We start from the raw sequence: 13921 nt of genomic DNA on the forward strand, positions 1-13921 counted from the left end.
CTGCTACAAAATGTAATGTAGCAGCGGGGTATTTTTAACGATGGAAGAGGACCAGTTTAGCACTTGGACTGGCACAACGATGTGTATGTTCGGCGTATCCTTCATTCTCAAGTTTACCCTTACCTATTTCTTTCGCATCTAAATCATTCGAAGCTTCAAACTGCTCATCCAGCAGCTTTTCCCCAGTTTTTGAAAATACCGTTAAATAATATGCAGCCATGATATACCCTCCAATAAATGAAATCGCTTTATTTATAAATTGTAAATCAAAGTGAGTAAATATTGCAATGAATATTTATTCATTTTTGAATGGAAAGCGTTTAAGACATAGGTACCAGACAAAATATACATGAGGAAATATAAGAAAAGATGAAACGATTTTATTTTTTGTGCGTATTACAAGTTGAATAAATAAAAATTTGAATATAATTGAACCTTTTCATTCGTTCAATTGTATAAGTTAGTAAAAGGAAGGGAGAGAGGTATGTGCTGAAATTATCAAATGTAACGAAGCGGTTTGGAGAACATACTGCTGTGAATAATTTATCTCTTGAGATACCAGAAAGTGAGATGTTTGGTTTCTTAGGAGGAAATGGAGCTGGTAAAACAACGACCTTCCGGATGATTCTCGGGTTACTAGATAAAACATCTGGAGATATCACCTGGCAGGATAAACCCATTTCTTATAATGAAAGCCATTTAATTGGTTATCTGCCGGAAGAAAGAGGATTGTACCCGAAATTAACTGTGAAAGAGCAGATTATTTACTTAGGTCGATTAAGAGGAATGAAAAAACAAGATATTCTTCAGAAGCTTGATGAATGGCTGGAACGGTTTAAAGTGCCTGAGTACTTAGATAAAAAAGTACAGGAATTATCGAAAGGGAACCAGCAGAAAATACAGTTTATTTCTGCCGTAATTCATGAGCCCAAGTTATTAATATTAGATGAACCATTTTCCGGGTTAGATCCGGTTAATGTGGAGATGTTAAAAGGTGCTGTCAAGGATTTAAAAAATCAAGGGACATCCATTGTTTTCTCTTCTCATCAGATGGAGCATGTGGAGGAGATGTGTCAGCATATCTGTATTCTGCAAAAAGGGGCTCCTGTTGTACATGGCTCATTACGGGAAATTAAACGCAGCTTTGGAAAGAAAAATCTTAATATCCGCGGCGATTTTTCCATGGAATTTTTAAAAGATTATCATGGCGTGGCTTCTTATAAAGAATTGCCGGATGGATGTGCACTGCAGATTGAGGATGAGCAGACGGCGCAGGATATCTTTTCAAGTTTACATGGGAAAGGTTTTGTCCGAAAGTTCGAAATAGAAGAACCATCTTTAAATGACATTTTTATCGCAAAGGTAGGTGCTTCTTATGAATAAGTTCTGGACGATTGTTGGACACACATATTTTTCCAGAGTTAAAGCGAAATCATTTATTATTACAACGGCTATTACATTGGCAATCATTATTGGCTTAGCAAATTTACCTTCCATTCTTGAAATGTTTTCAAGTGATGACGAATCCGAACATGTACTTGTCATTGATGAATCTGAAATTTACAGCAGTTATTTGCAGGAAGATGAGATAAGTGGCGGGGCCGGGATTACCTTTGAAAATTTTGAAGGAACAGAGGAATCTGCCAAACAGGAAGTAATAGATGAAAAATACGATGGTTTACTTATAATTACAACGGATGAAAATAATTTACCTGAGGGAAGTTATTACGCAAACCGTATTTCTGAAATGGGAGAACAAGTAGAAATTGAGCAGGTATTACAGCAGCTGAAAACGGTTGTTGGAACACAGGAGACCGGGATTGACCAGGAAACGTTGGCGACTATTTATGCTCCTGTGACCTTAGATACAGAACAACTGGATGACAGTGCAAGAACAGCGGAAGAAATGAATCAGTCAAGAGGTCTAGTTTACGTGATGCTGTTTGTTCTGTATATGACTGTTTTAGTCTATGGACAGATGATTGCCACAGATGTTGCAACAGAAAAATCTTCCCGTGTGATGGAGCTTCTTATCTCCAGTGCTCCTCCAATTACACATATGTTTGCAAAAATTATTGGGATTGCCTTCTTAGGATTAACACAAGTTATCATACTGCTTGGTGGAGGTTATTTTGCCATCCAAGCAAATCAAGACACGATGGCAGGCGAATTTTTTGAAGTGATGGGACTTACAAATAATGATCCGGTGATTTATATTTACGCAGTTGTCTTTTTCTTATTAGGGTATTTCCTTTATGCAACATTAGCTGCGATGCTGGGATCATTAGTTAGCCGGATAGAGGATGTTAATCAATTAATTATGCCAATGGTTATGTTAATTGTTATTGCATTTATACTTGCGGCAACAGGTCTAAGCGTGCCTGAATCGACAATGATTACTGTAACATCCTATATACCTTTTTTTGCGCCGATGATTATGTTTCTTCGAATCGGCATGCTGAATATCCCAATCTGGGAAATAGCCTTGTCCATCAGTATTCTTGTTTTGACCATAGCTGCATTTGCTGCATTGGCAGCACGAGTCTACAAAGGCGGCGTACTGATGTATGGTAAGTCTGGATCATTGAAGGATTTAAAACGTGCTATAAACTTATCGAAAAAAGAATAGATGCAAAAAGCCTCCAGCGATTGGAGGTTTTTCACTTATATTTCAAATTTTTATTTATTCCACTTCACGTATTCTAACAATCCCTTTTCAGTCTTATGCTAAATGTATTTGCCGAAAAAAGATCTTATCTTATATAATTACTGCTAATAAGGAATAATATAAAAAACAGCTATAAAATAATAATGGATAATTTATGTTATATTAAAGATAAAGTTTATTATGCGCTATTATTATACCTTAAGTTCATTTCTTTTCAGTAATTATACTCTCAGCCTTTAAGTGAACGCTTCTTCGTTGACATATATACGGTAGGGTGGTATTTTATAGATGAAGACAAAAGGAGGGATACGATGGATTCCTTACATGAGCATACATTGAAACCAAGAACAGAAACAGAGAAAAAAGCAGTTACCAATCGATTAAAAAGAATAGAAGGCCAGGTGCGCGGCATTCAAAAAATGATTGATGAAGATAGATACTGTGTGGATATTCTTGTTCAAATCAGTGCCATCAATTCAGCGTTGAAGCGTGTAGGATTTGAAGTAGCTGAACGTCATGTCAAACACTGCGTCAGCGATGCAGTGAAGTCTGGAGAAGGCGATGAAGCGATTGAAGAGCTGATGGATGTACTTCATCAGTTTACAAAATAAAATATGTTTTGAAAAGTCTGCCCTGGGCAGGCTTTTTTATTTGATGATAGAACGTGCATTCTATTATTAGCTCTGTTAAAATAAGGATATCATTAAACTGGGAGTGGAGATTGTGGATTCTGCGGTTACTTTTATTCATGCAGCGGATTTACACTTAGACAGCTTGTTTAAAGGCTTAAGGCATGTACCTGCAAATATATTTAAAGAAATTCAAGAAAGCACGTTTACCGCTTTGAACCATTTGGTCGATGAAGCGATAAACAATAACGTTGACTTTGTTTTGTTAGCCGGTGATTTATACGACCATGAATCACAAAGTTTAAAAGCACAAATAAGATTGCGGCGTGCCTTTGAACGACTGGCAGAACAGAATATTGATGTATTTTTATCCTATGGGAACCATGATTTTATGAAAGGTGATTCCTTTGATGTGGAATATCCTGATAATGTGCACATCTTTTCAGAGGAGAGAGTAACATGCATTCCTTTTTATAAAAACGGTGAAGCAGCTGCAGCAATATATGGATTTAGTTATGAAAATAGAGCGGTATATGAAAATAAATCATCTGAGTATAAGATTGCTGATGGAGAATTTCCATTTCATATTGCCATGCTGCATGGAAGTGTGGCAACGAATACGGAACATGATTCGTATGCACCGTTTCTAATAAAGGACTTGTTAAATAAAGGAATGGATTATTGGGCTTTGGGCCATATACATACAAGACAGCAGTTGTATACCAATCCGCCGGTTATTTATCCTGGTAATATCCAGGGGAGGCACCGGAAGGAAACGGGAGAAAAAGGCTGTTACCTTATAAGTTTGAGCAAGCACAATATAAAACAGACATTTCTACCGCTTCAGGCAATCCGTTATGAAGAGGTTGAGGTGGACATCCGAGAGTGTCCTACTCCGTCACATGCAGAAAAGTCCATTATGAGCCAGCTGCCAGCATATAGTGTACCGAGCTTATTATATTTAAAAATAACAGCAAAAGAAAATGAATTGTTCACACCGGATGAAGGATTCATTCAAGATTTAATTGAAGTGGTCAATGAATCTGTGGCTGAAGCCTTTCCATGGCAGTATATCTACCATTACCGGCTTGTTTTGGAGAAAGAATCGACCTGGATGGAGGACTCCTTTTTAAAAGACATATTGGAAGAAGCAGATACTTCATTTATCCAAGAAGGCTTAAATGAAATTTATCATCACCGGAATGCACGTAAATTCCTATCCTCCTTATCCGATGAAGAGGAGCAGGATGTTAAAGAGGATGCCTATCAGCTGCTGAATATGTTATTGCGAAGGGAGAGAGCGGAGTGAAGATAAAGGAAATAACGATATACGGATTTGGCCGGTGGGTCGATCAGACTTTTTCCTTTTCCAATTCCAATCTGATAACACTTCTTGGCGATAATGAATCTGGCAAAACAACCTTGCATCAATTTATTATATATATGCTTTTCGGTATGACAAAAAAGAAATGTGATTTTTATCGTCCAAAAACAAGCAGTAAGCTGGGGGGAAGGATGATTATAGATCATCCTTTTGAGGGTACTGTATGGATAGAAAGACTGGATGCTTCACAAGTACAATATTTTGCTAATAATGGGGAAGAAAGGGATGAAGCCTGGTTCAGGAAGCTTTTGGGAAATATGAATGCAGAAGCCTTTCAATCGATTTATTCCTTTTCCAACCAGGATTTAGCTGTCTTCCAGAATATGAAGGAATCGGATATAAGTGAACTTCTGTTAAGTATCGGTTTAACAGGGTCAGCAGCGGTTTATAAGGTAGAGAAGAAACTGCAGTCAGAATTACAAAAGCAATTTAAACCCTCTGGTACAAAGCCGGTTATTAATGAAAAATTAAATGAGATACGTGCTATGGATAAACAGTTGGGAGAAAGTAAGAGACTTGAAAAATCATATAAAGAACAGGTAGAAAAAATCCATACGCTGGAGAAAAAGCACACATTAAAAAAAGCACAAATTGCACAAACGAATGAACAGCTTGAGAAAGAACAGCTTATGGAGAAAATACTGCCTGTCCGAAAAGAAATGCAACTTATTTCTGGAGAGCTTCAAGAGCTGGCTGATGTGCGTGATTTCCCGTTAGATGATCAAGAGCAAATAAAAACGCTGTATATAGATATAAATAATATTAATAGAGAGCTTGAATCTCAGCAGGCTACATTGGATACTTATACGAAGAAAAAAAAGGATTTAGAAATTGCCTCCCTCCAGAATGAGAAAAAAGAACAGTTAGATTCTCTTTTGAATCAAAAAGCGGAAATAACATTAATGCGGGAACGCCAGAGAACGTTAGAACAGGATTACAGTTATAAAACCCGTGAAATAACAGAAATGATTCAGGAGAAGCAGATTCATATAACAGCGGATGAACTGGAGCAGCAGGAATTGCCATTCTATCTTGAAAAAGAATGGGGATCCTTACGGAAAGAACAGGAAAATATACAGGATAAACTTACTGGGAATATTCAAAAAAAAGAACAGCTTTTAAAAGAAAAATCCCGAATGGAGGAAGAGCAGAAGGATTTAAACCAGGAACTGCTTGCTGAAGCACATATAAAAGAATTAAATCAGCGGATAGAAGCTTATAAACAGAAGAATCATCAGGATGGAAGGCAGCAAAAGAATATGTATCAAATCCTTGAGAAAATGATTCAAGAGAAGCAAAAGCAAGGGCGGATGCTCGCTATCACTGGAGCAGTGATAGCTTTGGCTGGAGCTTTGACTGGTTTTGCAGCAGATATTCCCTGGCTGTATCTGATAAGTCTTGCCGTCGTTGCGGGAGTATATTATTTTCGGCGTATACAGCTGCAGGATATTAAACAATTAAAGCAGCAGCGGGAAAGCCCGCAGCAGAATCATCCTGGCCAGGAAACTGGCGTGACAGAAGCGGAGTACCAGGAGGCAAAGGAAATCCTGGAAGAGCAGCAGGAATTACAGCGCAGGCTGCATTCATTAGAAGACAGATTACAGCATACACGCAGTCAATTTGAGGCAAATGAAGCAGTACGATTTGATTTAGCAGAGCAGCAAAATAGTTTGGAAGAGAATGTTGTTGATCAGCAAAATCAGTTTCCCTTTTTACAGACTGTGAATGTTTTATACTGGCAGGATATCTATCATCTCTTACAAAAGCTGATTCAGCTGACCAATGAAAAACAAAGTTTAGAAAAAGAATTGGATAGAGTAACAGAAAGGATATACGAGTTTTCTAACCAGGTCAAGAATTGGTTTAAGACAAATGGGTTAGCCAATCAAACCAACCTGGAAGAAATGATGCTCGCACTGGAGGATATACAACAGCACGAACAGCAGCATCAGCACGAGCTTCAGCAGCTTACACAATTCATAATGGATGTCCAGAATAAACTGACGGTGTTAAAACAAAAACGAAGCCGTTATGTGGAGGAAAGAGATAAACTCTTAAAAGCCTCTGGGACAGAGTCAGAAGAGATCTATTTTGAAAAACAAACGAGAAAAGAGCGATATAATAAGCTTTATGAACGTCTGGAGGAGCTAAAAGAAAGGCTTCAGATATTGATTCCTGAAGAATGGCAGCAGGAATTGACTGATGCTCCTTTAGAAGCGGAGAACTATTATAAGAATAAAAAAGAACTGGAATTAGCGCTGGCTGATTATGAAGAAGACTTAGAACAATTAAAAAGCCAACTTGCAGAGCAGAGATTGCGGATAGAGCAGCTTGAATCCGAGGAAGACATATCCTTGCAAATGCATCAGCTGGCAATGGAAAAGGAAGAGCTGGAGGATCTGGTGAGAAATTGGGCAGTGCAAAAAACGGCTTTACGCATGCTGCAAGCTGCTAAAAATCAATTTAAGGACAAGTACCTGGCACTTGTTATAGAAACAGCACAAATCTATTTTAAAGAGATTACAGCAAATCAATATGATACAATATATTCACCGGCAGCGGAAAGATCTTTTCAGGTAGAAAATAGTAAGAAAAAACAGCGGTTTTATGTAGAGGAGCTTTCTCAGGGAACCAAGGATCAGCTATACATTTCCTTGAGGTTTGCTATAAATGAGGTGATGGCAAAAACATCTGGTTTACCATTCCTTATGGATGATGCTTTTGTACATTTTGATATGAATCGTACAGAGAAAATGCAAAAGGTGTTAAGGAGATTAGCTGAAGAACAGCAAGTGATATTATTTACATGCCGCAGGGAGCTGGCTGAAGCTGCCAATGGGGATATAATTCATCTCTCCACATAATGTTTTATTGATTTGGAAGGAGGAATAAAAATGAAAAAAGGCATTGCAAATTTAACCGTCGGGGATAAATTTGAAGGATTTTTATTAATAAATGAAGCGACCAAAGGCACAACAAGTAATGGAAAGCCATTCCTGACATTAATGCTGCGCGATGAATCTGGTGAATTGGAAGCAAAGTTATGGGATGCCACCAAAGAAGATGAAGAAAATTTGCTGGCAGAGCAAATTATTCATGTGACAGGAGATATTAATCAATTTCGCGGAAAAAATCAATTGCGGATTCATTCTATCCGTCTGTCTCAGCCTACAGATCAGGTTCAAGTAAGTGATTTTGTCGGTAAGGCTCCTATAGGTCAAGAAGAGCTGGGTGAAAAACTGACAGAAGCTATTTTTGAAATGAAGAACCCTACATTACAACGTATCGTACGGGGATTTGTAAAAAAATATCAGCATGAATTACTTATTTATCCAGCTGCTGCTAAAAATCATCATGATGTAGCATCGGGTTTGGCTTATCATATTGTCAGTATGCTCGGGATTGCAAGACAGCTTCACGAGCTTTATCCTTCCATCAATAAAGATTTATTATATGCAGGTATTATTCTTCATGATATTGGGAAAATAAAGGAATTGTCAGGTGTTGTGTCGACTACATATACACTTGAAGGAAAGCTTCTTGGCCATATAACGATAATGGTAGAGGAAATAGCAGAAATGGCTAAGGAGCTGCAGGTTGAAGAAAAAGAAGAAGTACTTATATTGCAGCATCTAATTCTGAGTCATCATGGAAAAGCAGAGTGGGGAAGTCCGAAGCCTCCAATGGTTAAAGAGGCAGAGCTTCTGCATATCATAGACTTAATTGATGCAAAAATGAATATGCTGGATAAAGCTTTGGATAAAGTTCAGCCGGGTGAATTTACTGAACGGCTTTTTGCGATGGATAATCGTTCTTTTTACAAGCCGTCCTTTGAGTAAATTTCAATTCGAAATAGTATATCTGCAAGATAAAAATGAAGTTCGTGTCATTTTCTATTAACTTGTTCATATATATTTAGTAAGGAATGGACAAGGGGGATATAAGATGAGCTCGATTCCAATTTGGGTTTTTGCAGTGATTCTATTAATTTTTCTAAGTGGATATATGGCAATACGTGCGTTTTTGGCAGAGAAAAAGCTGGATAGGCAGTTTATTGAACGTGAAGGCAAAATATATATGGAACGTATCCAGGAAGAGCGGATGAAACGAAGAGAACAGGAATGAAATATGAAGTTACCGAAGCACTATATTATTCCATTAACGGAAGGAATAATATAGTGCTTTTATATTTGAGAACTTACATTGACGAAACACAAAAATTCTGATAACGTTTAACAAAAATATTTATGTGGAGGAATGAAGATGTCATACACTATTGAACTGGGGACGAAGGCACCAGGTTTTTCTCTTCTGGCAACGGATGGGAGGAATTATAGTTTAAATGATTTTAAGAATGCAAAAATATTAGTTGTATTTTTCACATGCAATCACTGCCCGTATGTTATCGGATCTGATGAGGTGACAAGAGAAACTGCTGATAACTTTAAAGATAAAGGAGTTGCTTTTGTAGGAATTAATTCTAACAGTGTGGAGACAAAGGTATTGGATTCCTATGATTTTATGGTTAAAAGAATGGAAGAAAAACGATTTCCTTGGGTTTATCTCAGAGATGAAAATCAAGAAATTGCCAAAGCCTATGGAGCATTAAAAACACCGCACTTTTTTATTTTTAATGAAGACCGTGAGCTTATATACACTGGCAGGGGCCTGGATAACCCTAAAAATCCGGAAGATGCATCGATAAATGATTTACAAAATGCATTGGAGGAAGCAGTTACAGGTAAACAAATCACAACACCAGCCACCAATCCGCTCGGATGTAATATAAAATGGAATGGGAAAGATAAATATTGGATGCCGGCAGAAGCTTGTGACCTGGTTCCGAGAAGCTGATTGTATAACTTAAGAAAATATCTTTGGAGACTGACTATCTGATATAAAAGATTTGTTAGTCTTTTTTTGTTTGGTTAAACGATAAAATAAAGGTGTTGACATATTGTAATTAAATATATAAAATATATGTTATAAAAACGTTTAACCAAAACTTGAAATAGATAGGGGTAGTTTACATGAGCGGAGATTTTAAGAAACCAGTTGTTGCAGTTACAATGGGGGATCCGGCTGGGATAGGACCGGAAATAACAGTGGACACTATGCTGACGGAGAAGGTTTATGACGAATGTAATCCTTTTCTTATTGGATCTGTTGATATAGTAAAAAGAGCTTTAGAGATAAAGAACAGTGATTTTGAAATTAATAACATTGCTTCCCCTTCAGAAGCGAAATTTACTTATGGCATTATTGATGTGCTGGAGCCGAAAGAATATGACTGCTCACAAATTGAGTACGGCAAGGTACAAAAATTAGCTGGAGAAATGGCGTATGATTACGTTACAAAATCAATTGAATTAGGGCTGAATAAAGAAATAGATATTGTCTCTACAGCTCCGATTCACAAAGAAGCGATTAAATTAGCCGGATGTAAACATGAGGGCCATACAGAAATATTTGGTGATTTAACGAATTCTGATTATGCACTTACTATGTTTAACTGTCATAACTTGAAAGTATTCTTTGTCAGCCGGCATAAAGCGCTGATTGAGGCTTGCCGCTATGCTACAAAGGATGTTGTTTTAGATACTTTACGTCAAATTGATACAGAATTAAAGGGGATTGGATACGAAAATCCGGAAATCGCATTGGCCGCACTAAATCCACATGCATCTGATAATGGACTGTTTGGCACAGAAGAGAAGGATCATTTAATTCCTGCAGTGGAAGCTGCGAAAGAAGAAGGAATGAATGTTGTTGGTCCTGTACCGGCTGACTCTGTATTCCACCTTGGATTACAAGGGAACTATGACGCTATTTTATCTCTTTACCATGACCAGGGACATATTGCTTGTAAAACATATGATTTTGAAAAATCTATTACAATTACTTGGGGGCTTCCGTTTATGCGCAGCTCTGTAGACCATGGTACAGCATTTGATATTGCTGGTAAAGGAATTGCGGGCTCTGTAAGTATGATTGAGTCTACATTGGTTCCAGTTCAGTATTGGAAAAAACAACAAAAAGCATTACAAGGATAAATAGCAATTTCATCCTGACAGACTTTACTCCATAAAAATAGAGGTGAAAACAGGGAGGGAGACTTTCCTGTTTTTATTTCTATATATGGTCAGACAAACGAGGTGCGGAAATGTCGAAATTAGGTATTATTGCTGATGATTTAACGGGCGCAACAACGGTGGGGGTATTATTAGCAAGGTCAAATATATCTGTCGCAGCTTATTTTGAGGCAGAAAATTTATCAAGGGATAATGAACAGGAAGCATTTGTTTTAACAACAGATTCCAGAGCGATAAAAAAAGAAGATGCAAAAGCAAGAGTTAGAGAAGCTGTTATCAGCTTAAAAGAAAACGGTGCCACATACTTATCAAAAAGAATAGATACAACACTGAGAGGTAACATCGGTGCAGAAGTAGAAGCTATGCTTGAGATGATGGATGAGAGTACAATTGGTATTATGGTTCCAGCGATGCCACAGTCTAAACGTATTTTAGTCGGAGGATATTCTATTATTGACAGTGTGCCTTTATCTCAGACACCTGTAGCTAAAGATGTTCGTACACCTGTTGAGGAATCGCACTGTCCTACATTAATAGAAAAACAAACAGATTATCCGATTGAAACTATTTCATTAAATACTATATTAGCCGGTAAAGAATCACTTCGGAATAGTCTTATAGAAGCTCGTAATAAGGGAGCGAAAATTATAATTGCTGATGCTGTTTCTTTGGAGCATATTGACTTGATTGCCCAGGTTATTTCAGGCTTAAAATGGAATATACTGATGATTGACCCAGGACCGTTCACAGAAAGAATGGCTTATTATAATGGGTTTGGGAAGAAAGACGAAGCACCTGGTAAGGTTAGTGCTTCTGCTGATCAACTAAACGGAACTGTTCTTGCTGTTGCAGGAAGTGCTTCTTCTGTAACGAAGGAGCAAATTAATCATTTATCAAAGCAGGAGAATGTAATTCAAATACCAGTCACTGCAAAAGATTTAATTTGCTGTAATGAAATTTCGTCTAAAGAAATAAAGCGTGTAATTGATTTAGCGGTAAACCATTTAAAGAAATCTTCACCACAGGCTCTTGTTATTGAAACGTCGGTTACAAATGAAAGAGTTGACTTAAAAGCAGAGGAAAAAAGAAACGGGCTGCAGCCGGGCGAGTCTGCAGATAATATTAATAAGGCATTAGGTGAAATTACCAAAGGAATATTGCTGCAGACATCTAAAATTAGAGGGATATACATGACGGGTGGAGATACAATGGTTCACATCTTGAAAATGCTTGAGGCTGTTGGTATTAAGCTTGTTGATTATGTTATTCCGCAAGCTGATTTAGGTGTTGTTATCGGCGGTTATTCTGATGGATTAGTTGTTGTTGGCAAGGGCGGGTTGACAGGCACTGTTCAGACAGCAGCAGCTATAATAGAGCGGATTGTTAAAGAGGCAAGTGTCCGGGATTTGATAGAAAACTAAAAGCAGAAAAGTAAAAAAACATCAATTTTAATAAGATGGTTTTTTACTTTTCTGCTTTGTTTTTATTGTACGGTTTATTCGCCTCCAAAGAAACGGATAACCTCCAAAACAGCTTCTTCAGCATCTTTTCCCTCTGCGCGTACAGTAGCTTCAACACCATTTCTCAGTTGCAGTGTAGCAAGTCCCAAAACACTTTTAGGGTTTACTTCGTGAATTTGATTGCCTGATTCATTCCGGATAAACACTTCGCAATCATATTTTTGAAGCAGATAGCTTAATTCAATAATAGTCTGCTGCTCGGTAATATTGATTACAGTATTCTTTTTAAACGATGATATAGTAATCTCCTCCTTTTAATATATAACTATTTAAAGTATATAGGAAAAAAGAGAAAAATTAAAGAAAAACGTTTAACCTAACAGCCGCAGGATTTTCTTTTTATCAAATAGGTTGGAACTATAACCTTATTAATATAGTCTGGATTATTTATTTTATTTAAAAGCATATCAAAAGCGGTTCTTCCCATTGTTTCAGCAGATGCACTAATTGTTGTAATCGGCCGGCTGATAATTGATGCGGAAGGGAAATCACCAAAACCGATAATTGCCATGTCATTTGGAATGGAAACATTCATATCCTTTAAAGCAGAAATAGCACCAATGGTCATAGAGTCATTCAGAAGGAACATTGCTGTAATATCCGGCTGGTTATTAATTAATTTCTTCACGGCCTTCTCAGCCCCCTGAACCGTTGCTTCTCCGTCAATAATCTGTTCGGGATCCAATGTCAATCCTTCCTGTTCTAATGCTGCTTTAAATCCTTTAATACGGTTAAAAGTAGGTCCGATATCGTCCATTGCATACACAACTACCATTTTTTTATGTCCGTGTGACAGAAAATGCTTTGCTGCATCGAAACCTGCCTGATAATCATCCTGACAAACCATAGGGGTATCTGACAAAGCATCATGATATCTGCTGATTAAAACAACAGGCAGGTTTTTCATAATACTATGAATATCATATGGAAAAGGCTTGGAATAGCTGGCTGCAGGGGAAAGAATAATACCATCCACCATCTGGGAGCTAAAAAGCTTCAAAGTAGATTCTTCATAATCTACATCCTCATTTGTATTTACGAAAAGTAAATTATAATTCATTTCCTTTGCCCTTAAGGAAATAGCATTTATATACTGTGTGACAAAAGAATCCGGGAAACTTGGAACAATGAGACCGGCTGTTTTCGTTGTGTTATTTCTTAAATTTTTTGCAGAATAGTTAGGCACATAATTGTATTTATTTACGATGTCCATTACTCTGTTATATGTTTCTTCAGTTATTTTTTTGCTGCCGTTAATTACATGTGAAACCGTCGTGACAGATACACCGGCTTCTTTAGCTATTTCTTTCATTGTGATACGCATTATATTCACCTCGTAGAGTTGGATACTGTTGTATATAAATAATGTAGCATCTGGCAGTGTTAATACGTTTAGAAGATAATGCCGGCTACAGTCATTTTTACATGAAGAAAAATTTCGTTTAACAATAATTTTTATTTTTGTCGATTATATAGAATTATTTTACAATATGCTTCTATATTATATCAATGTTAACTTCAGATTGCGATAAAATGGTTTTCTATTATTTTACCAGAGGTGTGAGGAAATATGATTATCTAAAGAAGAGTAGGGGAAGCAGGTTATAATTTTCTATAATGATGAGAAT

At 37.2% G+C, this 13921-nt stretch carries 13 protein-coding genes; 10 read left to right on the plus strand and 3 right to left on the minus strand.

Annotated features, from left to right (window positions below; all coding sequences use genetic code 11):
* Positions 1-34 precede the first annotated feature (34 nt).
* On the minus strand, positions 35-220 hold the full coding sequence (locus MKY30_RS16690; protein WP_339285922.1) for a YhzD family protein: 186 nt from the start codon (positions 218-220) through the stop codon (positions 35-37).
* 266 nt (positions 221-486) lie between these two features.
* On the opposite strand from MKY30_RS16690, the gene MKY30_RS16695 reads away from it, so the two are divergent.
* From MKY30_RS16695 to MKY30_RS16740, 10 genes are all read left to right on the plus strand, one after another.
* Positions 487-1383 (plus strand): ABC transporter ATP-binding protein, encoded by an 897-nt coding sequence (locus MKY30_RS16695; RefSeq protein ID WP_339285924.1) that lies wholly within the window; start codon positions 487-489, stop codon positions 1381-1383.
* On the plus strand, positions 1376-2629 hold the full coding sequence (locus tag MKY30_RS16700; RefSeq protein WP_339285926.1) for an ABC transporter permease: 1254 nt from the start codon (positions 1376-1378) through the stop codon (positions 2627-2629). The genes MKY30_RS16695 and MKY30_RS16700 overlap by 8 nt, the downstream gene beginning before the upstream one ends.
* 350 nt (positions 2630-2979) lie before the next feature.
* On the plus strand, positions 2980-3279 hold the full coding sequence (locus MKY30_RS16705; protein WP_077603324.1) for a metal-sensing transcriptional repressor: 300 nt from the start codon (positions 2980-2982) through the stop codon (positions 3277-3279).
* A 112-nt stretch (positions 3280-3391) separates the two neighbouring features.
* Positions 3392-4606, plus strand: coding sequence for a metallophosphoesterase family protein (locus MKY30_RS16710; protein ID WP_339285928.1), 1215 nt, complete (start codon positions 3392-3394; stop codon positions 4604-4606).
* Positions 4603-7545 carry an AAA family ATPase gene (locus tag MKY30_RS16715; protein WP_339285929.1) on the plus strand — a complete coding sequence of 981 codons (2943 nt, stop codon included), beginning with the start codon at positions 4603-4605 and terminating at the stop codon, positions 7543-7545. Before MKY30_RS16710 ends, MKY30_RS16715 begins: the two co-directional genes overlap by 4 nt.
* A gap of 30 nt (positions 7546-7575) precedes the next feature.
* Positions 7576-8520 carry a 3'-5' exoribonuclease YhaM gene (gene yhaM, locus MKY30_RS16720; RefSeq protein ID WP_339285930.1) on the plus strand — a complete coding sequence of 315 codons (945 nt, stop codon included), beginning with the start codon at positions 7576-7578 and terminating at the stop codon, positions 8518-8520.
* A 106-nt stretch (positions 8521-8626) separates the two neighbouring features.
* A complete protein-coding gene (locus MKY30_RS16725; protein WP_147208153.1) occupies positions 8627-8806 on the plus strand; it encodes a sporulation YhaL family protein in 180 nt (59 codons plus the stop codon).
* Between the two features lie 138 nt (positions 8807-8944).
* Entirely contained in the window at positions 8945-9535 is a 591-nt protein-coding gene (locus MKY30_RS16730) for a thioredoxin family protein (RefSeq protein ID WP_339285932.1), read from the plus strand.
* Positions 9536-9711: 176 nt separating this feature from the next.
* Positions 9712-10734, plus strand: coding sequence for a 4-hydroxythreonine-4-phosphate dehydrogenase PdxA (gene pdxA / locus MKY30_RS16735; protein WP_339285933.1), 1023 nt, complete (start codon positions 9712-9714; stop codon positions 10732-10734).
* 110 nt (positions 10735-10844) lie between these two features.
* Complete coding sequence (locus MKY30_RS16740) at positions 10845-12194, plus strand: four-carbon acid sugar kinase family protein (protein WP_339285934.1); 1350 nt, start codon at positions 10845-10847, stop codon at positions 12192-12194.
* Between the two features lie 74 nt (positions 12195-12268).
* Here MKY30_RS16740 and MKY30_RS16745 read toward each other — a convergent pair whose 3' ends face one another.
* Together MKY30_RS16745 and MKY30_RS16750 are read right to left on the minus strand one after the other, a co-directional pair.
* Complete coding sequence (locus MKY30_RS16745) at positions 12269-12538, minus strand: HPr family phosphocarrier protein (RefSeq protein ID WP_339286296.1); 270 nt, start codon at positions 12536-12538, stop codon at positions 12269-12271.
* A gap of 71 nt (positions 12539-12609) precedes the next feature.
* The gene (locus MKY30_RS16750; protein ID WP_339285936.1) at positions 12610-13617 is read right to left on the minus strand and encodes a LacI family DNA-binding transcriptional regulator; all 1008 of its coding nucleotides are present in this window, start codon (positions 13615-13617) and stop codon (positions 12610-12612) included.
* Positions 13618-13921 lie beyond the last annotated feature (304 nt).

It is taken from the genome of Oceanobacillus sp. FSL W8-0428, assembly GCF_038004405.1.
Taxonomy (GTDB): Bacteria; Bacillota; Bacilli; order Bacillales; family Amphibacillaceae; genus Oceanobacillus; species Oceanobacillus sojae.

Excerpts from the sequence above, each read along its gene's own strand:
- MKY30_RS16690 (WP_339285922.1), bottom strand. The coding sequence starts at position 220 with ATGGCTGCATATTATTTAACGGTATTTTCAAAAACTGGGGAAAAGCTG.
- MKY30_RS16700 (WP_339285926.1), top strand. The coding sequence starts at position 1,376 with ATGAATAAGTTCTGGACGATTGTTGGACACACATATTTTTCCAGAGTT.
- MKY30_RS16705 (WP_077603324.1), top strand. The coding sequence starts at position 2,980 with ATGGATTCCTTACATGAGCATACATTGAAACCAAGAACAGAAACAGAG.
- yhaM (WP_339285930.1), top strand. The coding sequence starts at position 7,576 with ATGAAAAAAGGCATTGCAAATTTAACCGTCGGGGATAAATTTGAAGGA.
- MKY30_RS16725 (WP_147208153.1), top strand. The coding sequence starts at position 8,627 with ATGAGCTCGATTCCAATTTGGGTTTTTGCAGTGATTCTATTAATTTTT.
- MKY30_RS16730 (WP_339285932.1), top strand. The coding sequence starts at position 8,945 with ATGTCATACACTATTGAACTGGGGACGAAGGCACCAGGTTTTTCTCTT.
- pdxA (WP_339285933.1), top strand. The coding sequence starts at position 9,712 with ATGAGCGGAGATTTTAAGAAACCAGTTGTTGCAGTTACAATGGGGGAT.
- MKY30_RS16740 (WP_339285934.1), top strand. The coding sequence starts at position 10,845 with ATGTCGAAATTAGGTATTATTGCTGATGATTTAACGGGCGCAACAACG.
- MKY30_RS16750 (WP_339285936.1), bottom strand. The coding sequence starts at position 13,617 with ATGCGTATCACAATGAAAGAAATAGCTAAAGAAGCCGGTGTATCTGTC.